The organism is uncultured Oceanisphaera sp. (assembly GCF_947495715.1).
Lineage (GTDB): Bacteria > Pseudomonadota > Gammaproteobacteria > Enterobacterales > Aeromonadaceae > Oceanimonas > Oceanimonas sediminis.
This window is the reverse complement of sequence record NZ_CANLZU010000007.1, coordinates 100,570-121,386: the sequence shown is the minus strand read 5'-3', so window position 1 is coordinate 121,386 and position 20,817 is coordinate 100,570. Positions and strand designations below refer to the sequence as shown.

The 20,817-nt window shown below is 57.4% G+C and carries 17 protein-coding genes; 5 read left to right on the top strand and 12 right to left on the bottom strand.

The window, feature by feature from the left end; all coding sequences use genetic code 11:
* Position 1: 1 nt before the first annotated feature.
* Positions 2 to 1,483: a sigma 54-interacting transcriptional regulator gene (locus Q0753_RS06190; RefSeq protein WP_367179492.1), complete on the top strand. Its 1,482-nt coding sequence runs from the start codon at positions 2 to 4 to the stop codon at positions 1,481 to 1,483.
* An 805-nt stretch (positions 1,484 to 2,288) separates the two neighbouring features.
* A complete protein-coding gene (locus Q0753_RS06185) occupies positions 2,289 to 3,350 on the top strand; it encodes a vWA domain-containing protein (RefSeq protein WP_298718581.1) in 1,062 nt (353 codons plus the stop codon).
* 103 nt (positions 3,351 to 3,453) lie between these two features.
* Here the strand turns inward: Q0753_RS06185 and gspD are convergent, their stop codons facing one another.
* The 11 genes from gspD to gspE are packed head-to-tail and all read right to left on the bottom strand — an operon-like array spanning position 3,454 to position 13,515.
* Positions 3,454 to 5,547: a type II secretion system secretin GspD gene (gspD, locus tag Q0753_RS06180; protein ID WP_298718579.1), complete on the bottom strand. Its 2,094-nt coding sequence runs from the start codon at positions 5,545 to 5,547 to the stop codon at positions 3,454 to 3,456.
* Positions 5,544 to 6,080: a hypothetical protein gene (locus tag Q0753_RS06175; RefSeq protein ID WP_298718577.1), complete on the bottom strand. Its 537-nt coding sequence runs from the start codon at positions 6,078 to 6,080 to the stop codon at positions 5,544 to 5,546. The genes gspD and Q0753_RS06175 overlap by 4 nt, the downstream gene beginning before the upstream one ends.
* A complete protein-coding gene (gene gspM / locus Q0753_RS06170) occupies positions 6,077 to 6,691 on the bottom strand; it encodes a type II secretion system protein GspM (RefSeq protein ID WP_298718575.1) in 615 nt (204 codons plus the stop codon). Before gspM ends, Q0753_RS06175 begins: the two co-directional genes overlap by 4 nt.
* The gene (locus tag Q0753_RS06165) at positions 6,688 to 7,767 is read right to left on the bottom strand and encodes a PilN domain-containing protein (protein WP_298718573.1); all 1,080 of its coding nucleotides are present in this window, start codon (positions 7,765 to 7,767) and stop codon (positions 6,688 to 6,690) included. Before Q0753_RS06165 ends, gspM begins: the two co-directional genes overlap by 4 nt.
* Positions 7,768 to 7,778: 11 nt before the next feature.
* Positions 7,779 to 8,681, bottom strand: a complete 903-nt coding sequence (locus tag Q0753_RS06160) for a general secretion pathway protein GspK (RefSeq protein WP_298718571.1) — start codon at positions 8,679 to 8,681, stop codon at positions 7,779 to 7,781.
* Entirely contained in the window at positions 8,671 to 9,336 is a 666-nt protein-coding gene (locus Q0753_RS06155) for a prepilin-type N-terminal cleavage/methylation domain-containing protein (RefSeq protein WP_298718569.1), read from the bottom strand. Before Q0753_RS06155 ends, Q0753_RS06160 begins: the two co-directional genes overlap by 11 nt.
* Entirely contained in the window at positions 9,333 to 9,734 is a 402-nt protein-coding gene (locus Q0753_RS06150; protein WP_298718568.1) for a prepilin-type N-terminal cleavage/methylation domain-containing protein, read from the bottom strand. Before Q0753_RS06150 ends, Q0753_RS06155 begins: the two co-directional genes overlap by 4 nt.
* Positions 9,727 to 10,185 carry a GspH/FimT family pseudopilin gene (locus Q0753_RS06145; protein WP_298718567.1) on the bottom strand — a complete coding sequence of 153 codons (459 nt, stop codon included), beginning with the start codon at positions 10,183 to 10,185 and terminating at the stop codon, positions 9,727 to 9,729. Before Q0753_RS06145 ends, Q0753_RS06150 begins: the two co-directional genes overlap by 8 nt.
* Entirely contained in the window at positions 10,154 to 10,582 is a 429-nt protein-coding gene (gspG, locus tag Q0753_RS06140; RefSeq protein ID WP_298718565.1) for a type II secretion system major pseudopilin GspG, read from the bottom strand. Before gspG ends, Q0753_RS06145 begins: the two co-directional genes overlap by 32 nt.
* A gap of 10 nt (positions 10,583 to 10,592) precedes the next feature.
* Complete coding sequence (locus tag Q0753_RS06135) at positions 10,593 to 11,798, bottom strand: type II secretion system F family protein (RefSeq protein WP_298718564.1); 1,206 nt, start codon at positions 11,796 to 11,798, stop codon at positions 10,593 to 10,595.
* 1 nt (position 11,799) lies between these two features.
* The gene (gene gspE / locus Q0753_RS06130) at positions 11,800 to 13,515 is read right to left on the bottom strand and encodes a type II secretion system ATPase GspE (protein ID WP_298718562.1); all 1,716 of its coding nucleotides are present in this window, start codon (positions 13,513 to 13,515) and stop codon (positions 11,800 to 11,802) included.
* A 223-nt stretch (positions 13,516 to 13,738) separates the two neighbouring features.
* Between gspE and gdhA the strand changes: the two genes are divergently transcribed.
* Positions 13,739 to 15,091: an NADP-specific glutamate dehydrogenase gene (gdhA, locus tag Q0753_RS06125; protein WP_298718560.1), complete on the top strand. Its 1,353-nt coding sequence runs from the start codon at positions 13,739 to 13,741 to the stop codon at positions 15,089 to 15,091.
* Between the two features lie 478 nt (positions 15,092 to 15,569).
* Positions 15,570 to 18,293, top strand: a complete 2,724-nt coding sequence (locus Q0753_RS06120; protein WP_298718558.1) for a glycoside hydrolase family 3 protein — start codon at positions 15,570 to 15,572, stop codon at positions 18,291 to 18,293.
* Between the two features lie 95 nt (positions 18,294 to 18,388).
* Here the strand turns inward: Q0753_RS06120 and Q0753_RS06115 are convergent, their stop codons facing one another.
* Positions 18,389 to 18,739 (bottom strand): RidA family protein, encoded by a 351-nt coding sequence (locus Q0753_RS06115; RefSeq protein WP_298718556.1) that lies wholly within the window; start codon positions 18,737 to 18,739, stop codon positions 18,389 to 18,391.
* A gap of 97 nt (positions 18,740 to 18,836) precedes the next feature.
* Here Q0753_RS06115 and Q0753_RS06110 point away from each other — a divergent pair, with 97 nt between their 5' ends.
* The gene (locus Q0753_RS06110; RefSeq protein WP_298718554.1) at positions 18,837 to 20,651 is read left to right on the top strand and encodes a hybrid-cluster NAD(P)-dependent oxidoreductase; all 1,815 of its coding nucleotides are present in this window, start codon (positions 18,837 to 18,839) and stop codon (positions 20,649 to 20,651) included.
* Positions 20,652 to 20,817: the final 166 nt, after the last annotated feature.

Sequence of the window (20,817 nt, the reverse complement as noted above, 5' to 3'; positions counted from 1 at the left end):
GATGAGGCTTTGCCATGCGGGAGTCATGTCGGCTGTACTAAACTGGTTGATATCTGTTCAAGGATGGCCATGGATAATGACGACAGAACCTTCATCTCAATACCGGGCATGTGAATCGCAGCAGGCACAGAAGCAGGCAAAGAGAAAGGTGCTTTACCTTCATTGGGCCTCTTCCAGGGAAGAGGATGTATCCGATTTGCTGGATGACTGGCAGGTGATTCGGGTTGGCTCGGTGCAGGAGGCGCGCGCGGCCATGCAGGATGACCCGTTGCGAGTGGTGCTGGTTCGTTTTGGCGAGCTGGATCATGAGCGAAAACTTGCCTTCGAACAGCTGGTGGAAGCGTCGCCGCCACTGTACTGGATTGCCCTGCTTGATGCGGACAGCATAGAGCAGGACGGCTTCAGCCAGTTGATCTACGACTATTTTTTCGACTATTACACCCTGCCACTCACCGACAAGGTGCCGTTTCTGTCGGCCGCGCTGGGCCATGCCTATGGGTTGGGAGCCCTGTGCGATGCCGAGCATGAACAGCGACGCTACCGGGAAGAATGTCAGATGGTGGGGGCCAGTCCGGCCATCAGGCTGGTGTTCAGCCAGATCCGCAAGGTAGCGGGGGTGGATGCCACCGTACTGATCACCGGCAACAGCGGCACCGGCAAGGAGCTGATCGCCCAGGCCATTCATCAACGTTCTCATCGTCACAAGGGGCCCTTTGTGGCACTGAACTGCGGCGCCTTGCCGGAGAACCTGGTGCAGGCCGAATTGTTCGGTCATGAAAAGGGGGCCTTTACCGGCGCCCATTGCCGCAAGGTAGGGCGGATTGAAGCCGCCACGGGCGGTACCCTGTTTCTCGATGAAATCGGCGATTTACCGCTGTCCTTGCAGGTAAACCTGCTGCGATTTCTGCAGGAAGAAACCATAGAGCGGCTGGGCGGCCATGAAACCCTGTATATTGATGCCCGGGTCATTGCCGCCACCCACCGGGCTCTGGAAAACGAGATAAAAGAAGGCGCTTTTCGGGAAGATCTTTATTACCGGCTCAATGTGCTCAGCATTGAAGTGCCGGATCTCAAGGAGCGGGAAGGCGATATCGAGCTGCTGGCCAACTTCTTCTTTCGCAAGTTTACCGAGGGAAAACACTACAAGGTCAGGGGCTTCAGCCGCAGGGCCACTGCCGCCATGAACCGGCACGACTGGCCGGGCAATGTGCGCGAGATGATTAACCGGGTGCGCAAGGCCATAGTTATGAGTGACAACCGCTTGATCACCGCCGCCGATCTGGGACTGGACAACGCCGGAGGCGGGGAGGCGGTACCCACACTGGAGCAGGCCCGCAACCAGGCCGAGCGACAGGCCATTCGGCGCAGCCTGAAAAAAACCGACCATAATGTGTCTTCTGCGGCCCGGCTGCTGGGGGTGTCGCGGGTTACCCTGTACCGATTGATGGAAAAGCATCGGCTGCATGCGGCCGGAAAAAACTGATCCTGTTTATTGAGGTTAACAGTTTTTTATAATACGAGGCTGAGCGTTAGTAAAGTATCTAATTTTATTGGGATATTTAAATGTGGTGTAAAACTTGCCTTGTTTATACTATGTATGGATTCTTCGAGCATAGACTAAATAAGACATGGTAAAGATAACACCATGAAGCATGCAAGAGTTAAAAAAACAGCAAAAACAGTTAACGAAAGAATCAGGCTCAACCGAGTCATATTTTGCTGCGGTCCACGCTTTTACTGCCATTACTCCTCCCGTCGCCATTGCCGCCCGTACATTTCCTTATGGGATGAGGGTCATTAAGTCTTGCCCGGCAATTTGCATCAACATGCTTATGTAGATCGAGCATGGTGCCCGTACGTAAGAAGATTCATATTTTATCCATATATAACAGTATCTTATTTGAATTTTTTTGTAACCTTGAGTGTCCTTGTTCTTTTTTTTCGTTTAAGTGTAATTTTTTTGAAACACTTCTCACTGATTTAAACTTATTTTTATTTTATTTTTTTAAATAACTCAATTAAAACAATGTTTTTTTTGATGTGGTCTGATTTTTGCCTTCTCATTTAAGGTTGAAGGGTGCTTATCCAGTTTTTTTAACTGTGATAGGGGTTAATCAGTAGGCTCGGTCCGTAAGGTTTTATGGCCTCACTGATTTATGTCGACTTTTAATGATTAAATGCAAATGAAAGGAAGGAACTGCTTTGAAAGTGAGGTTTTTCAAGGAGATGCAATACATAGCATTGTTTTTGCATCAGTTTCATCAACTAATAATATATCGGGTGAAACCATGAATACGATAAAGAAGTATACGCGCAATACGCTCTGCGCTCTGGCCGTTTCCATGGCCTGTGGCGGAGCCTATGCCCAGGGTATAGACGTGGTATTCAAAATAGATGAATCCGGCTCCATGGGCGGGGAAATTGCCGATGTGCAGGCCAATGTGGTGACCATTTTTAACGCCTTGCCAGCGGGATCGGCGGTAGGCCTGGTGGGGTATGGTTCCAGCAGAAGCGGGCACGGTACCAATCAGGCACCGCACCTGCACTCACCGCTAACTACAGACAGTGTCGCCTTTCAGGCTGCGGTAAATGAGCTGGTGGCCAATGGGGGCCTTGAGGAAGGCTACAGAGCGGTGGTGGAGTCGGCCACAGACACCGTGGATGGAGGCTCGCTTAACTTCACCGGCGCGCCTTACTGTAACATTCTTATTACAGATGAAACCCCCGCCCAGGGCAGTGTAACCCGACAGGATGCCATCGATGCCATGACGGCGGTGGGGGGGATCTTTTTCGGTATTATGCCAAGCGGGCTGTTCGCTGAAGCTCAGCCGCTGGCTGATGCCACCGGCGGTGAGTTATTCAATCTGGCTTCGTTCCAGAATGATGCAACCCCGGTGATTGAAGCGGTATTGGCCGCCTGTGTTGCCGCAGCGGCTCCGGTCAAGGTGGATATCAAGCCTGGCTCTTGCCCCAACCCGTTCAAGTTGACCCAGAAAGGGGTGATTCCGGCGGCCATTCTGGGATCTGAAAGCTTCGATGTTTCCCGAATCCTGCCTGATACCGTCAAAATGGCCGGTGACTGTGAAGCTTTACGCTGGTCTTATGAGGATGTGGCCACACCTTATGACGGTGGTTTCAGCGAGCCGGTGCTGGAAGACGAATGTACCACGGCACAGGCCGATGGCTGGGCGGATCTGACCCTGAAGTTCAACAGCCAGTGTGTGGCTGGGCAGTTGGGTAATGTCACCGAGCGAGAAGCACGGCTGATCAGCATCAGTGGTAAATACCTGAATGATGACAATGAAGAGGTCGAATTTGAAGCCAGCGATGTGATGCGTTTGATGCCTTGATAGCTGGGGATACCTCTGACGTAATTACAGCCAATTAGGCTCATGAAGCCGTAATACACCACCGCTACCGGTTCACCGGCAGGCGGTGGTTTTTTGAATCAACCTACATCGCCACCTGTTGCAGCTTGCTACGATACTCCTGGGTCACGGCGCGGGCGTCGGCCGGGTTGGCCACGGCGGTGGGGGTGATCAGCACCACCAGCTCGGTACGTCTTACGTTGGTGCCGCTGCTGCCGAACAGCCATCCCAGTATCGGCACATGGCGAATGCCGGGCACGCCCTGGCTGTCCTGAGACTTGTTCTCGCGGATAAGACCGCCCAACACCAGAGTTTCGCCGCTCTGCACCGCCACCCGAGTGTCGATTTTGCGCTGGGTGATGGTGGGTGACTGAATATTGGAACTCGTCGTGGTGGCCACGTCGTTTACCTCCTGTACCAGCTCCAGTACCACCATGCCGCCGGAATTGACCCGTGGGGTTACCTCCAGCAGTACGCCGGTATCCCGGTACTGTATGGTGCTGGTGACATTGCCTACGTCGCTGTTGAGGTTGGTGGTTTCCGAGGTACGAATGGGCACCTGATCGCCCACCCGGATCAGTGCCTTCTGGTTGTCCAGCACCATCAGCGTAGGCGAGGAGATCACGTTGACCTTGGAATCGCTGGCAAGTGCCGTGAGCAGGGCTCGAGTACCGCTGGCGTTGAACACCTCGTAGCTGGCGCTGGCGGCAAGACCGCCGTCGAAAGGGGAGGGAATAGGCAAGGAGCCGATGGCGCCCACGCCGCTGCGTCCGCCGCCCAGCTGGTTCTTGAAGTACCATTGCAGGCCGTATCGCAGTTCGTCATCCAGGCTCACCTCCACGATGGTAGCTTCCACCAGCACCTGTAGCGGCAGCTGATCCAGCCGCTTGATGGCCTGCTCCACCTTCTGGTAATCGGCGCTGGCGGCCATGACCACCAGAGCGTTGCGTTCGGTATCGGCAATCACGCTCACCTCGCCCACATCCAGGTTGGCGGCATTGATGCCGGTGGTGATTTGCAGCGGCGCGCCATCTTCCGCAGGTTGGGTAGCCGGCGTCTGGGAAGAACCGGCACTGTTGCGGCGTTGGCTGTCGAACAGCTGGTTAAGCAGGGTGGCCAGGTGATCGGCCTTGCCGTTCTGCACGTGATACACATACATGTTGAGGCCGCGCGGATTTTCGGCCCGATCCAGCCGTTCTATCCATACTCTGGCGTCGGTCAGATAACGTTCCTGCGGAGTGATCACCAGCAGGGCATTGAGTCGTTCTATCGGCAGGTAACGCACCATGCCGGCCAGCGGCCCTTCGGCCTGATCGCCGAAAATGGCCTCTAGTTCGTTGGCAATCACGTCGGCGCTGCTGGCTTGCAGCCGGAACAGCCCCACCGACATGCCGCGCAATTGATCCACATCGAACAGGTTGACGGTGTCGCGAATGTTGACCAGTTCGTCACGACTACCGACCAGGGTGAGCATATTGCGCCTGTCATCCACCATCATGGCACCCTGGCGGGGCTTGACCGGCTCCAGGATTTTTTCCATTTCCCGGGCACCGATGTAGCGCAGGGGTAAAATCAGCATCTGGTAGCCCCGCTCGGCGGTGGGTGTCAGCCGCGGGTTCAGGGCCGAGGGCGGTACTTCGCCGGCGGGCACCACGTTGAACAGGCCGTTGCTGTGCACCAGGGCGGCACCGTGGGTTTGCAGCAGGTTTTCCAGTGTGGGCAGCAGATCGTCTTGTCGAATGGGGGTGTTGGTCTGCAGATACACCTGACCGCGTATCCGCTCATCCAGTGAATAGTTGAGCTGCAGAATATCGCCGAGAATGGTTTTGACCACCTCGGCAATGTCGGATCCTTGAAAGTTGAGGGTGATGTCACCGGGGGTGGCGGTGTTCATCGGTGTCTTGCTGGCCTGGCCGAGTTTGACGAAATTTCCCGAGCCACGGTAAATCTCGCTACGGGGAGCCGGGAGAGTAGCGCTATCGGCAGCGGTGTCGGCGGTACGGGCGATATGCTCGTCGTGACGGGGAGGCAACTGCACCGGATCGTAATCGCTGGTGACTCTGGCTTGGCCCCAGGGTTTGTCGAGCGCGCCCCTGTCTCCGGTCGGGTTGGTGCAGGCGGTCAGCAGCAGGCAGAAAACACCGGTAAACAGCCATGTAGTCTGGTGTGAGTTGGTCATTGTGACTCCTCGTTACTTCCCTGTTTGTTATCCGCTTCGGTTGTCTCTGCAGAAGGAGTATTTGGTGCGGCGTTTGCTTCGTTCGGGTTGTTCCGAACGGCGTCAGGCCGAGTCGAGGGCGGCCTCGGTTCCCACAGCTCCAGCCGCAGGGTCTGGCCGCCGTCGCTCAGGGTTGCGCTATCCCGACCTATCTCTTCCAACTGCCAGTCACCGTCCAGGTACATGCCCGTCTTGATGCGCGCCCGGCCTTCTCCCCGGCGTTCATTGAACAGGGCCAGTTGCTGATCGTTTTCCCATACCACCCCGCTCAGGCGCCATTTCTTGCGTATGGCGGCGGCGCTTGCGCTGATGTTTTCCTCTGTTTCTGCTTCGTCTTCTCGTGGTCGGCGGGTGTCGTCGAACAAGGGGCGAGCCATTATTTCCTCGAATTGCTCGATAGGTGGATAGCCCGGTATCGGGCCGCCATCGTTTTGCGCGCGGGAGGATGACAGCCATAACATCGGCATGATCAGCAACACTAACCAAGGCTTCATAACGCCTCCCTTTGGGTATAACCAAGCAGATCGAAGCGAATATCGAGAGAGGGAATCTGCCGTGCGTTTACTCTCTGACGGCGGATCACCCGGTTGCGATTGTTTCGGGTGATTGCCCGCCGAGGATTGGCGGTGATCACCAAATCGCGCATGAACAGAGCCTGATCCCCCGACTCGATCGCATGGATAAGGGGCACCAACTGATCGATTTCGCTGCGCAGATGAACCCGAAGCACGACGCCCTGCAGCGGGCCCTCGGTACCGGGCTGGACATTTTGAATACTGACCAGTTGGCCGCCGCTGCGACTGACCAGCCGGTTCAGGTGCTGCCCCAGCCAGGCCGAGGCCAGGCTGGGGCGTCGCTCCGGCAGATAAAGGCCGGTGTCGGGAGTGGCGCTGCGCAGTTGCTGCAACGATTGTTTGGTCTGTTCCAGCTCGGCCGACAGTTGCTGATAACGGTGAAGCCGATCCTCAAGTTGATGAATGGCCGCTCCCTGTTGCAGAAACAGACCGAGCAGAGGGCTGATAATCAGACTGAATATCAGTAATAGAGCCGTGATCAGCAGACCCAAAGCGATCGCCTGCTGCTGGCGCTGACCGAGGTTTATCATGATCCCTCCTCGCCGAAACGGGCATCGATCATGAAGCGATCCTTGCTGGTAGCCGGATTATTGGTCACCGGTGAGCTGAAGTTCACATCGAAGAACAGCGGAGAGGCTTCCAGAATACCGATAAGCTCGGAGGCACTGGCCGATTCGCCGCGCAATTGCACCGAGCCGTCGTGCAGTTCGAAGCGGCTGAGCCAGGTATGGTCGGGTAATTGGCGAGTCAGGGTATCCAGCAATAACAGTGTCGAGGGTTGCCTGGCTTTTTCACGCGCCAGAATCCGCCGACTTTGCTGCAATTCTTCGATCTGTCGTTTCAGATCGGCGGCCTGTTCGGCTCGTTGCCGGGGTATGTTCAGCTGGGCATTCAAAGATTCGATACGGTGCTGTCGCTGGTAAAGCGGCACGGCAATCATCAGCACCAGCATTAGAAGCACCAGGGATCCCCGCAGGGTTTTCAATCGCCTGGCCTTGATAATAACGGCACCGGGCGGCACCTTTAGTGTGATGATCGGTGCTTGTGGATGTTCGGCACTGGCCAGCTCGGTGGGCACCAGGTCGAGCATCTTCAGCTCGGTCAGTTGCGGGTCTACCTGTGCTCGTGGTGCCAGCAGCAGTTCAACCTGGATGAGGGGCTGTTGTTTATTCTGAGTGGCAATGTGATAGCCGAAATAAACCTGTTCGGCATGAAAGGGGGTATGCCTGTCCATTTCGAAGCGCAGCACATTATCCAGGTTACCGGCGGTCGCCGCGGGCAGTGATATACGGGTATGCAGCACGTCTTTGCCGTGCAGACACAGCTGTATGCTGTCTGCCCGGCGCTGCATGTCAGCCAGCAACCCGCTTTGCTCGGTGTCATCATCCAGCAGCAGTTGTTCGCCGTCGGGGTCCAGCTTCAACCGGTAATGTTTCTGCTCGGGATAAATGAGCAGTCGTTGCTGCTGGCTGTGCAGACGATGACTGATTGAGGCGGGTAGCAGATCGAACAATTGCCGGCTCCACCATTGCCAGAATGTGGCCAGAAGCTGCCATGATAACCGGCGGTAATGATGCAGCAGCTTGGTGAACTTTTCCCCATCCATAGGGATCTCCGTTAAGCGTCTGGTTCGGTGAACAGCGGAATGAACTCCTGTGTTATCTGTTCCAGAATGGGTCGGCCGCGACGGTTACGCAGGCTGGCCGTCAGCCGGTAGCGATAAACCGTATTCATTCGGGCTTCGGTATGAACAGTGTAGTTGACCCCCGATGAGCCGCCAGAGAGCAAGGCGCGGGGGAACATGTTTATGGCGGGTAAGGGGTGGCCTTCTTCGTGGCTTCGGCGCCGGTCGGCAATAAACTGATCGACGGTGAGCTCATCGCTGCCCGGCAGCGCCAGCAGTACCTGGCGCGGGGCGTAACGAGGGTTGATGCTGTTACGCGGATTGCGCAGGGTCAGGCTGTGCCTGATCCGCCGGTAAATATCGGGGGGCATGCCCAACACGCGCAGCACTTCGTCCACCGACCGAAAGGGGGTATTGCTCGGGCCGTAATCCAAGCCGGCGGCCAGGTAGTCATCGGCCTCTGCGCCGTTGAGTCGGCGCAGACTGTCACCGTCGCGCCAGTCCATGATGGCATCCACCAGCCGGGCGCGCAGATCCTCGTCTACCCCGGCGGTGGCCAGCAGGCCGTCGAGCAGCTCGGGGCCAGCGGCGTTGAGGTCGATACGGCCGCTTTCGTTGAACAGGGCGACCCGAACCTCTATATCGTCGAGCCTTACCTGATAAGGGCTGCCATCGGCCAGCCAGGTTTGCTGATCCAACGGTTGCGCCAGCATCAGCAGTGCCATTTGTACCCCGGCCTCGGCGGCCTGGCGAACCTGGGCTGCATGGGTGATATTACTGCTCTGCTGTGCCTGGCTTCGGCTGTTCAGCGACAGACCGGTGGCCAGCAGGGTCAGCAGGGTCAATACCCATAATACGCTGATCAGGGCAAGGCCCCGATTTTGTCTAATACTCATTCTTTATCTCGAAACGATGTTTACGCAAGGCGACCACCAGGGGGGGCCAGTCCGAATCCAGCTGCAGGCGGATCAGGGCCGGCAGTTGATTCTGCTCCAGCCACTCGGGTTGCCAGACCGGGGTGTTATGCTCTTCTGCCGGCAGGTACTGCAGGCTGAATGAAGTGATTTCCAGTTCCAGCAGAGGGGGGATCAGCTTCGGTTGCCGAAAGTCGTCCAGCAGTTGGTACCAGCCGAGAGGCGGCGTCTGCTCTTGTGGCTCCGTCTCGGAAGTCAGTGGCTGTGATTTTAGCGAGAGCACCGGGTGCTCGGGATCGGACTGGTCCAGCGCCAGATAAAACCACGCCGGCCCGGCGGAGCTGCCCAGTCGTCGGGGCTGCGGGGCCAAAAATATCAGGGAGTGCTGGGTTCCCTGGAAGGGCAGCAGCGGGGCCTGCTGTTGATTCTGTACCTCGCGTTCCTCCGCCTGTTCCAGCAGGTTACGCAAAAAACGTTGTAGCTGGACCTGTTCACTGATGTCGGCATTGCGCTCGCCGACGGTTTCCCAGGCTTTGCCGGCGAGGCGAAAGCCGCCGAACATCAGTCCCGAGAGCAGGGTCAGCAGGGTCAGTGAGACCACCAGTTCCAGCAGGGTAAAGCCGTGTTGCCGTTTCATCTGGCCTCCTGCCTGACCAGTCGCAGGGTGGTGAGCCGGTATTGCTGTTCATGGCGGCCCCAGCCCACGATGACCGAGAGTTGATAGGGGAGCAGCATGGACTGGTTGTCCATCAGCGCTCGAGTGTCGAATTCTTCAATCCGGGTTTCCCACCAGTAGTGGTCGTCAAACCAGCCCTGCTCGCGGCCCGGTTGCAGTGTGGTGCCGGCGTACAGTTCGGTCAGTTTAGACTCCGCCAGCAGCATGGCTTTCTGTTGCTGCTGAGCCGACTGGGTGGTGCGAATGGCCAGTGAAAAGATATTGAGCAACACCCCCAGGGTGATGGTCAATATGGTAAAGGCCACCAGCACTTCAAGCAGTGAAAATCCCTGTTGTCTCGTTCTGTGTTGTCTAGTCATGGAGGCTTATCCTGCCGGTCAGCCAGTTCACCTCGATTTGGTAGTGACGACCGTTACCGGAGATGTGCAGGGTACCGCCACTGGCGCTGCCATCCGGATAAAACACCGGGCCGGTATCGCTGTTATCGGCAAGGCCATTGAAGGACACGGTTATCCGCTCTGGCCAGAGGGAGACTTTTTGCCGCCCGGTCATTCGGGAGTGGCGGGCAGCGGGATCGAGATCCACTCTTACTTCGTCACCGGTGGCAATGGCCTGGCTGCGGGCCAGCCGGAGCAGGGCGGCGGTTTGCCGGCTGTAGCTTTTCAGTTCGGCTCCCGGCAGCAGGGCGGCAAAACGGGGCATGGCCACGGCCAGCATCAGGCTGGCCAGGGTCAGTACCACCAGTAGCTCCAGCAGGGTGAAGCCATCCGGGTGACAACTACTCCCAGCTGACCACGTCCTGATCCTCACCGGTTCCTCCTTGCTGGTTGTCTGCGCCCAGGCTGAACAGATCGAATTCACCCTGTTGCCCGGGGGCGCGATACTGGTAGTTGTTGCCCCAGGGATCCTGGGGAACCGTTTTCTTGGTCAGATAGGGGCCGTTCCAGCCCCGGGCGTTGGCCGGGGCGCTGATGAGTGCCGACAGGCCCTCGCTGCTGGTGGGATAGCGGCCCACTTCCAGCCGGTACAAGTCCAGCGCCGTACCGAGTTCCTTGATCTGCAGCGCGGCAGTCTTGGTTTTGGAACCACTGAGCTGGCGCAGAACCTGAGGGCCGACCAGGCTGGCAAGCAGACCCAGGATGACCAGCACCACCAGCAGTTCGAGCAGGGTGAAGCCGAAGGGTGAAGTTTTATGTTGGTAACGCACCTTTACCTCCCTATATGGGCAGTTCGTTGATACTGAGTATGGCAACCAGAATGGAGATGATGATGCCGGCGATAAGCACGCCCAGGCCGACGATCAGCACAGGTTCAAGAATGGTCAGTAACCGTTGAATGGCGCTTTCCACTTCCCGGTCATAGCGATCGGCTACCTTGAGCAGCATCTCCTCCAGCTGGCCGGTTTCTTCACCCACCCGGAGCATCTGTATCGCCAGTGGCGGAAACTGGCCCGAGGCCTGCAGTGGATCGGCCAGGCGCTTGCCCTCTTTCAGGCTGCCGGCCGCCTCGCCGATGGTCTGGGCCAGCAAGCGGTTATTAACGGTATCGCGCGCAATAGTCAGGGCATTGAGCAGGGGTACTCCGCCTTTCATCAGGGTGCCTAGGCTGCGGCTGAAGCGAGCGACCTCCAGCCGGCGGATCAGCTCTCCGGCCAGGGGTAAACGTAGCAGCATGCGATCCCAGGCCAGGCGTTTGCTCGGCTGGGCAAGCAGGCGTTGTCCGGCAATCAGGGCCAGCAGCAGGGCCAGTAATAACCAGGGACCCATGGTGCGCAGGAACTCGGCGCTGCCGATCACGATGCGGGTCGACAACGGCATGGTATGACCCATGTCGGCGAACAGCTGCTGAAACTGGGGGATGACATAGGTGAGGATGATCAGCAGCGACACCGCCGATACCAGCACCAGTATGATGGGGTAAATCAGCGCCGACAGGGCTTTTTCCTTGAGCTGTCGGCTACGCTCCAGATAAACGGCCAGATCGGCCAGGCCCTGCTCCAGGTTGCCGGAGATCTCGGAGGCCCGAATCATGTTCAGATAAAAAGGAGAAAATCCTTCATCCTGCTCGGCCAGCACGACCGACAGTGGCTGGCCGCGCTGAATGCCTTCACGTATCTGGCCGAGCAGGCGCACATCATCATCGGCCTGGTCGTGCACCTCGATCATGATGCCCAGGGCGCGTTCCAGCGGAACGCCAGCCTTGATCAGTGCGGCCAGATCCTGCGTTATGGCCTGGAGTCGGCGCTCGCTGGTGCGACGGCGGTTTCTTCCCAGACCGATGCGCCTATGATCCAGCTCTACGCTAAGCGGGATCAGGCCGCGCTGCTGCAGTTGCAGTACTATGGCCTGCTGATCGCTGCCTTCGAGCCGGCCTTCCTGAGGCTCGCCGTTCTGGCTGACCGCCTTGAAATAATACAGCGCCATCTCAGGCCTCCTGAGTGACCCGGATCACCTCTTCGATATTGGTGATTCCCTGTTGAGCCTTGAGCAGGCCATCGTCGTACATGGTATGCATACCATTACGAATGGCGGCTTGCTGGATTTGCCCTGCGTCGGCGTGGCTCAGCACCAGCTTGCGGATATCGTCGTTCATGGTCAGCAGCTCCTGAATGGCCAGTCGGCCGTGATAGCCGGTGCCGGCACACCGGGCGCAGCCTGTCGGACGATACAGACGGATGGGTTCGTCCGGGATGAGTGGCGTCAATTTCAACTCTTTCACCAGCTCCGGCAGGGGTTGGTAGCCTTCTTTGCAATGGGGACACAGCACCCGCACCAGGCGCTGTCCTATCACCCCGTTGAGGGTGGAGGTGAGCAGGTAGTCTTCTACCCCCATTTCCAGCAGTCGGGTAACGCTGCTGGCGGCATCGTTGGTGTGCAGGGTCGACAGCACCAGGTGACCGGTGAGCGCCGACTGCACGCAGATACGGGCGGTTTCCAGATCGCGCATTTCCCCGACCATGATGACATCCGGATCCTGACGCACTATGGAGCGCAGGGCACTGGCGAAGGTCAGCCCGATAGCCGGCTTGACGTGGATCTGGTTGACCCCTTCCAGCTGATATTCCACCGGGTCTTCTACCGTGATCAGTTTGAGCTCTGTGGTGTTCAGCTGATTGAGGGCGGTATAGAGGGTGGTGGTTTTACCGCTGCCGGTGGGGCCGGTGACCATGACCATGCCGTGAGGGATCTTCAACACCTGCTGAAAGCGTTGTTTGGTGTGTTTGGCAAATCCGAGGGCATCGAAATCAAGAATGACACTTTCCCGGTTGAGCAGTCGCATCACCAGGCTTTCGCCATGCATGGTAGGGACTGTGGATACCCGGATATCCAGCTCCATGCCCTGTATCTTGAGCTCGATACGGCCATCCTGCGGCAGGCGTCGCTCGGCGATATTGAGCCGGGCCATGATCTTGATGCGCGAGATAATGGCCGGGGTAATGTTCACCGGCGGGGCTTCGCTCTGTTGCAGTACGCCGTCGATACGGTAGCGGATGTTGAGCCGGTTTTCGAACGGCTCGACATGGATGTCGGAGGCGCGCAGATCCACCGCCTTCTGGATGATTAGATTGACCAGGCGGATCACCGGTGCCTCGCTGGCCATGTCCTTGAGTTGGGCGATGCTTTCTTCGGTTTCTTCCTCCTGTTGTACCGCAGAGAGAATATCGCCCATTTTACTCTGCCCTTCACCGTAGAGTCGCTCTATGGTGGCGGTGACTTCCGAGCTGACTCCCACCTGCAGCCGTATCGGCTGTTGGCACATCATGGCCATGGCGCTTACCGAAAAGTCGTCTCTGGGGTCAACCATGGCCAGCACCAGTTCACCTTCCTCCTGCCGCAATGGCACCAGGTGATGTTCTTTCAGGAAGCGGTAGGGCAGCTCGATGTCGAGAGGAGGAGATAGCGGATATTCTTCATTGCCGGTCAGTGGCAGGTCGGTCAGATTTGCCATGGTGATGGCCAGCTCTCGTTCCGACATCATGCCCAGATTGAGCAGCAGGGTCGCCAATGAGCCTCCATCGGCCTGACTCTGACGCATTCGCTCCAGGCGGGCAAGTTCCTTATCCGAGAGGTGTCCCTGCTTTATCAGGGCCTGCCCCAGTCGTGTATCGTCGGTCGATAAAAGAGACTCTTTCGTGTCCATTTTGTTTTCTCCCTCTACCTCGAATCAAGCATAGACTGCTTTAAGCGATCTCCGGTCAGGTGGATTGCGCCGAAATAAACGCCAGAAAGGAATAAATATTCTGCTTTTGGATATATATATTTGTTCTGTGGGCATTGACCGGTCAGGTTATCCATATTTCAATAGCGTCGGGTCTTAATTTGTATCCCGGAAAAGTTTTACATAAAACAACAAGGAAGACATAGTGACGTATATTCATGACACCATTGCCAAGCTCAAGAAAACCAGCCCGGCTCAGGCAGAGTTCTATCAGGCAGTGGAGGAGGTGCTGGACTCGCTGCAGCCTATCCTGGAAACCAGCGAAAAATATCAGCTGCACTCCATCATCGAGCGGATGATCGAGCCCGAGCGCCAGATCATGTTTCGTGTTCCCTGGGTTGATGATCAGGGCAAGGTGCAGGTCAACAAGGGTTATCGCATCGAATTCAACTCGGCCCTGGGTCCGTACAAGGGCGGTCTGCGTTTCCATCCCAGCGTCAACGCCGGCATCATCAAGTTCCTCGGCTTCGAGCAAATCTTCAAGAATGCCCTGACCGGCCTGCCTATCGGCGGCGGCAAGGGCGGCGCCAACTTCGATCCCAAGGGCAAGTCCGACGGCGAAATCATGCGTTTCTGCCAGTCCTTCATCAACGAGCTGTACCGCCATATCGGCCCGACCACCGACGTGCCCGCCGGTGATATCGGTGTGGGTGCCCGTGAAATCGGCTACATGTTCGGCCAGTACAAGCGCCTGACCGGCAGCTATGATGGCGTCTTCACCGGCAAGAGCCTGTTGTGGGGAGGTTCTCTGGTGCGCAAGGAAGCGACCGGTTACGGCTGTGTCTACTTTGCCCAGTACATGCTGGAAGCCAAAGGCGATACCCTGGCCGGCAAGCGCTGCCTGGTGTCCGGTGCCGGCAACGTGGCCATCTATACCATCGAGAAACTGTATCAGCTGGGTGCGGTTCCGGTGAGCTGCTCCGATTCCAGCGGTACCATCTATCACGAAGCCGGTGTGAATCTGGATACCCTGAAAGAGCTGAAGGAAGTACGCAAGGTGCGTCTGAACGAATACCTGACCGCGCATCCGGATGCCCGTTTTATTCCGATCGCCGACTATCCGGCAGACGGCAACGCGGTATGGCGCCTGCCTGCCGATCTGGCGTTCCCCTGTGCTACCCAGAACGAGCTGAGTGAAACCGATGCCAAGGCATTGGTTGCCAACGGCTGTATCGGAGTATCGGAAGGGGCCAACATGCCTTCTACCCAGGATGCGGTAGAGGTGTTCCTGAATGCCAGAATCCATTACGGACCGGGCAAGGCCGCCAATGCCGGCGGTGTGGCCACCAGTCAGCTGGAAATGGCGCAGAATGCCAGCATGCAGCGTTGGAGCTTCGAGGAAGTGGACGAGAAGCTGAAGGTAATCATGAAGAACATCTTCCTGAGTGCCAGCGACACCGCGGCCGAGTTTGGCGAACCCCACAACCTGGTGCTGGGTGCCAATATCGCCGGTTTCCGCAAGGTGGCTGACGCCATGATTGAGCAAGGCGTGGTGTAAGCGAGCAGTCGCTTTAGCAACGTCTAAAGGCCCGGTAGAACCGGGCTTTTATTTTTTGTGCGAACTCGTTACCACCTTATCGGGCCCGATTACCTGCCATCAGTTGAAGCCAAAGTCTGAACACACCGAATACGCAGGTTATTTTCTGTACAAAAAGTGACCAGTTCACTTTGAGATACTATTCTTGTTTAAATTGAATCTGATTCGTTAACGTCAGGCTGATGCGGCACATGATGCTATGGCTGCCATCACCTGTTGCCACGGAACATTGCATCCTTTCTCGAATATTTGATGTTTCAGTTTTCTGATGACGGGGTGACTGACCGGCTCGGAAAGCGATCAGATTCTTCATACCGTGACTGCGATATTATCCATTACCCGCGCAAAACGCAGCCGCCGGCCAACGAGCCAATAATTATTTTCTCAACATTGACAGGGAATTGTCCGACACCATACCTGATGGATGGGAGATGTAGTGATGATTCGTCTTGCAAGTGTTGCATCCTGCCGACGGGTGGGAATTACCGTGCTGACATCGGTGGTATTGTCCATGGGGGCTGCGGAGGCTACCGACCTTGACCCTCATGAATGGGCTCCTGCTCACAAGTGGACTCCTCCTCATGCATGGGATCCGCCTCAAAACTGGACTCACCCCCATGAAGGGGATAACTCGCCTGAAGAAACCGACTCGCACCAGATGTTTGCCGATGAACTGCTTGCGTCGATGACGCTTGAGCAGAAAATTCAGCAAATATCCAATCGGCCCGACGCCGATGCCTTGCCCGAAGGCACCTATCTTGGTCAGGGTGACCAGTTCACCACCTGCGGATTTTCCGCCCTGGGTCGGCATATCACCGGCATTCCCGAACTGGGTATTCCCAATTTTCGCGAGATAAACAGCGGTAACGGTATTCGCGGCGGATCCTGCGTGCCCGAGCCGGTCAGAACGGCGGGTCCCTCCATGACACTGGCCGCCGCCAGTTTTGATCCCGAGCTGGTCTACGGCTGGGGGGAAGTGGTGGGGAATGAAGCCTTCACCTTTGCCAGCCAGGTGCTGCTGGGGCCGGGGTTGAACTTGATCCGTTCGCCCTATGCCGGTCGTGGTCAGGAATATCCGGGTGAGGATCCGTATCTGGCGGGCATTATCGGCTCGGCCCAGATTCGGGGTATTCAGTCGCAGGGGGTGCAGGCGCAGCCCAAGCACTTTTTGGGCAACGAGCATGAATACGATTTCGAGCGCTGGACCGCCGGGGTTCGCATTCCCAGCCGGGCATTGCACGAGCTGTATCTGCTGCCCTTTGAAATGGCGGTGCGTGATGCCAAACCGGCTTCCATCATGTGCGCCTTTCCCTATTTGAACGACACCGACTATATCTGCGACAGCCATGATGTGCTGGTCAAAACCCTGCGCCAGCGTTGGGGTTTTGACGGCTGGGTGGAAAGCGACCGGCGCGCCATGCACAGCACGGTCAAGGCCATGCTTGCGGGGGTAGGCTACGAGCTGGACTCGGATCCGCTGTTCTATTCCGAAGAAAACATCAAGGCGGCCATCGAGGCCGGTGAGATTACCGAGACTGATATCGATGCCGTGCTGCGGCCCCGGTATGTGAAAATGTCCGAGTTCGAACAGTTTAATGATTCTTTCGACAATTTTACGGATCCGGATTTAACCGCCAATGCCGCCAAGGCCAGAGCACTGGCGGAAGGCGGAATTACCCTGCTGAAAAACGAAGGTGGTTTGCTGCCGTTGAATGCGGATACCAACCCCTCCATCGCCTTGATCGGCCATCCCTGGTTTGCCGGCCGGGCCACCATGCCGCCACGTAACCTGAGCCGGCTGGGGCTTACCACTGTGGTGCCTTACTTTACCGTACCGCCGAAAACCGGATTGGAGAAATACGTATCCAGTGTGAGCTATAACAATGGTGCCGATATCGATTCGGCGGTGGCACTGGCCCAGGAGTCCGACATCGTCGTGTTGATGGTGGGTACCAACCCGAGAGAAACCAGAGATTTACTCAGTCTGATATTGCCGACCTTGTGTATCGGCAATGACGATGATGAAAACCCTGAAGAGCCGTCCGATTCGGGCTTGCTACTCAGGGCCGTAGTGCCGCCGCCACCGGTAGAAGAACCTGACTGTGATGGCGATACGGTTGCGCAGGACGAGCTGGTGCGCCAGGTATCGGCGGCCAACCCCAATAACGTGGTGGTACTGTACAGTGCGTCCGGCATATTGATGGATTGGCTGGACCAGGTTCCCACCCTGTTTGCTGCCTGGTTTCCCGGTCAGGAAGACGGCGACATTATGGCCGATCTGCTGTTCGGGGCGCTCAATCCTTCGGGCAAGCTGCCGGTGACCTTTCCTACCAGCGATCGCGAAGCTGCCTTTGCGACCGAGGCCCAGTATCCCGGGGTTCGTGAAGACAACGGTCTGCCGGGAGGGAAGGGCTTTCCGAACGACGGCGTCTTTGGTGATGGCAGTAATCAGCTGATCAGTAATTACACCGAAAACCTGGAAATGGGTTATCGCTGGTACGAGGCCAACGGTGTCACTCCCGTGTTTCCTTTCGGGCATGGCTTGTCTTATACCGACTTCGAATACAGCAATCTCACGCTCAGCAAGCGCTTTCGGCGCGAATTTACCCCCTCTCCACACAAGGGGGGAAAGCACTCTTCTTCCATGTTGAAGCTTGCGGGTCTCATACCGGTGCTGACGGTGGAGTATACCGTGACCAATACCGGTGCGATGGCGGGGGCCGAAGCCTCTCAAGTCTATTTGAAGCTGCCGAAGCGATCTGCACAGCCGTCCAAACGTTTGGTGGGGTTCGAAAAGGTCTTTCTGGATCCCGGTGAGAGCCGTCGGGTGGTGGTAGAAATTGATGCCGGTGCCTCCAATCATCCGTTTTCCTACTTTGTACCTGATGATCCGGACGATCTGACTACCTGGGCAAATGGTGACTGGAAATCGGCCAGCGGCCGGTATCAGGTTCTGGTAGGTGGTTCTTCCGCCGAGACACCGCTGGTGAGCCGCATTGGTATCGCGTTCCCGAAAGCAGGCAAACATAGTCATAAACCGAAACCTATCAAGATGCCTTTGCCGCCGATAGGAAAGCATCTTCATCAGCAGCCTGGCATGGAGCATATCGGCATGTTCCTGCCGCCTTTAGGTAAACACTCGGCGTCGAAGATAGGCGACTAAGCCGAAGCGGTATTTGGCGAGAGACTATTACGCAAGAGGCCTGCTTGATGACAAGCAGGCCTCTGTATTTGATACGACTGACAGTTTGGTAATATTTACCGCTCGACGGCAACCACCGAAATTTCCACCAGCAACTCGGGGCGAGCCATGGCGGCTTCCACGCAGGCGCGGGCCGGAGCGTGCCCTTGTGGTACCCAGGCATCCCATACCGCATTCATGGCGGAAAAATCGGCCATGGTATTCAGATAGATGGTGGCCGACAGCATATGCTCGCGGCTGGAACCGGCTTCCAGCAGCAGCTCATCCACCTTGTCCAGCATGGTCATGGTTTGCTCGGTAATATCCTTGGTGGCATCCTTGCAGACCTGACCGCACAGATAGATGGTACCGTTGTGCTTGACGATACGGCTCATGCGCTGGCCAACCTGTTGACGTTCAATAGTCATTTCTACTCCGTAAATACGATGAAAGTGGCAGTATGTACCAAACCTTACCTTTTGGGCTGCTTTTGTAAACTGATACCAAGAATAAAGGTGAAATAATATGGCGGTGATCACGGGGCTGAATCTTTATCCGATCAAGTCGGCAGCGGCGGTCTCGGTCGCACAGAGCCGGGTTTCCCGCGAGGGACTCACCGGTGATCGCCGTTATATGCTGGCAAAACCCGATGGCCGCTTTGTGACCGCCCGGACTCACCCACGCCTGCAGTCTATCGAGGTAACGCCGGTGGCCGGGGGACTGGACCTGCAGTATGGGGGGGAGCGGCTGGCCGTGCGCCATCGGCAGTTCGAGCTGCAACCGATCACCACGGCGGTATGGGGCGATGAGTTTACCGCCTGGAGTACTCATCCCGAATACGACGCCTGGTTCAGCCAGATCCTGGAACAGGAGGTTCGGTTACTCTGGGTGGGTGAACAATCCGGCCGCTATCGCGACAAGCTGGGTACGGCGGTCAGTTTTGCCGACGGCTACCCCTTGTTGTTGATCTCCGAAGCTTCGCTGGCCGATCTCAACCTGCGTGCCGATGCCCGCATGGAGATGTCCCGGTTTCGCACCAATCTGGTGGTGAGGGGAACACGACCCTTCGAGGAAGACGGCTGGCGGCGCATTCGCATCGGTGAGGTGGAGTTTCTGGTGGCCAAGCCCTGCAGTCGTTGTGTGATGACCACCATAGAGCCGGGCACAGAAGACTTCAACCGGATGAAGGAGCCGCTGGCGACGCTGTTGCGTTACCGGCGGGGAGAGGACGGCGACGTTTATTTCGGCCAGAATCTGGTGCCGCTTAACCAGGGGCAGATTAGGCTGGGTGACGAGGTGGAGGTGCTGGAATACGCCAGCGCCCCCATGTATCCGGATTCGGCGCCCCGGCGTCGGCCATTGCGATGTGTAGCGCGTGAATCTCTGGCTCGGAACCTGGACACCTACTGGCTGGAATCGTCGGACGGCAAGCCGTTGGCCGATTACCGGCCGGGTCAGCATTTACCGCTGGCGCTGGATATCGACGGGCAGCGTCATTTACGCTATTACACCCTGAGTTCAAGCCCGACTCGCCCGGGTCGTTATGGCATCAGCGTCAAACGACAGCCCGACGGCCGAGTATCGAACTGGCTGGCCGAGGCGCTGCAGCCGGATAGGGAGCTGCAGCCTGGCAGCACCTTGCTGGCACATGCCCCGGCCGGCGATTTCATCCTTGAACCGGCGAAACGTTATCTGCTGCTGTCGGCCGGTTCCGGCGTCACCCCCATGTTGTCGATGCTGCGGGCGCTGGCGGATCGAGGACAACTCGACGATGTACACTTTCTGCATCTGTGTCGTACCGAGGCGGATATACCGGCCCGTGCCGAGCTGGAACAGCTGGCCGCCGAGCATTCGGGGCTGATGGTGGAATTCGTGCTGACCCGGCCAGCGCGGGGCGAGGGCGGTCGTCTTACCCTGGCCCGGCTGGCGGATATCTCCGCCTTGCAGCAACGCCGAGTATATCTCTGCGGCCCGGCGGGTTTCATGCAACAGGCACACAGTTGGCTGCTGGCGCTGGGCGTGTCGCCTGGCAAGGTGCAGCAGGAGTATTTCGCCGGTCCGCAACACGAGACTGTTTCACGTGAAACACACAATGTGAATATTCGTATCGGTGAACTCGAGTTCGTCGGCAATAACCAACAGAACCTGCTGACTCAGGCGGAAGGTCAGGGCATGAATCTGCCCTGGTCCTGTCGGGCCGGCATCTGCGGTAGCTGCAAGCAGACCCTCAAGTCCGGCGAGGTGGATCAGCCGGAGGCGCCGGCGTTGTCGGCAGCGGAGCGGGCGGCCGGGGTGATCCTGACCTGCTGTTGTGTGCCGCTGTCGGATGTGATCTTATAGTGAGGAGTGAGGAGTGAGGAGTGAGGAGTGAAGGGAAAACCCCAGGCCTGCCCATTCGGTGTAGACGGCGCTAACAGGCAACGCCGGAGCATCAAGGGACAAAGGGATCTGCTCAGCCGACCATCTGACCGCCATGGATGGCGGGAATGCCTGGACGGCAGGAGCA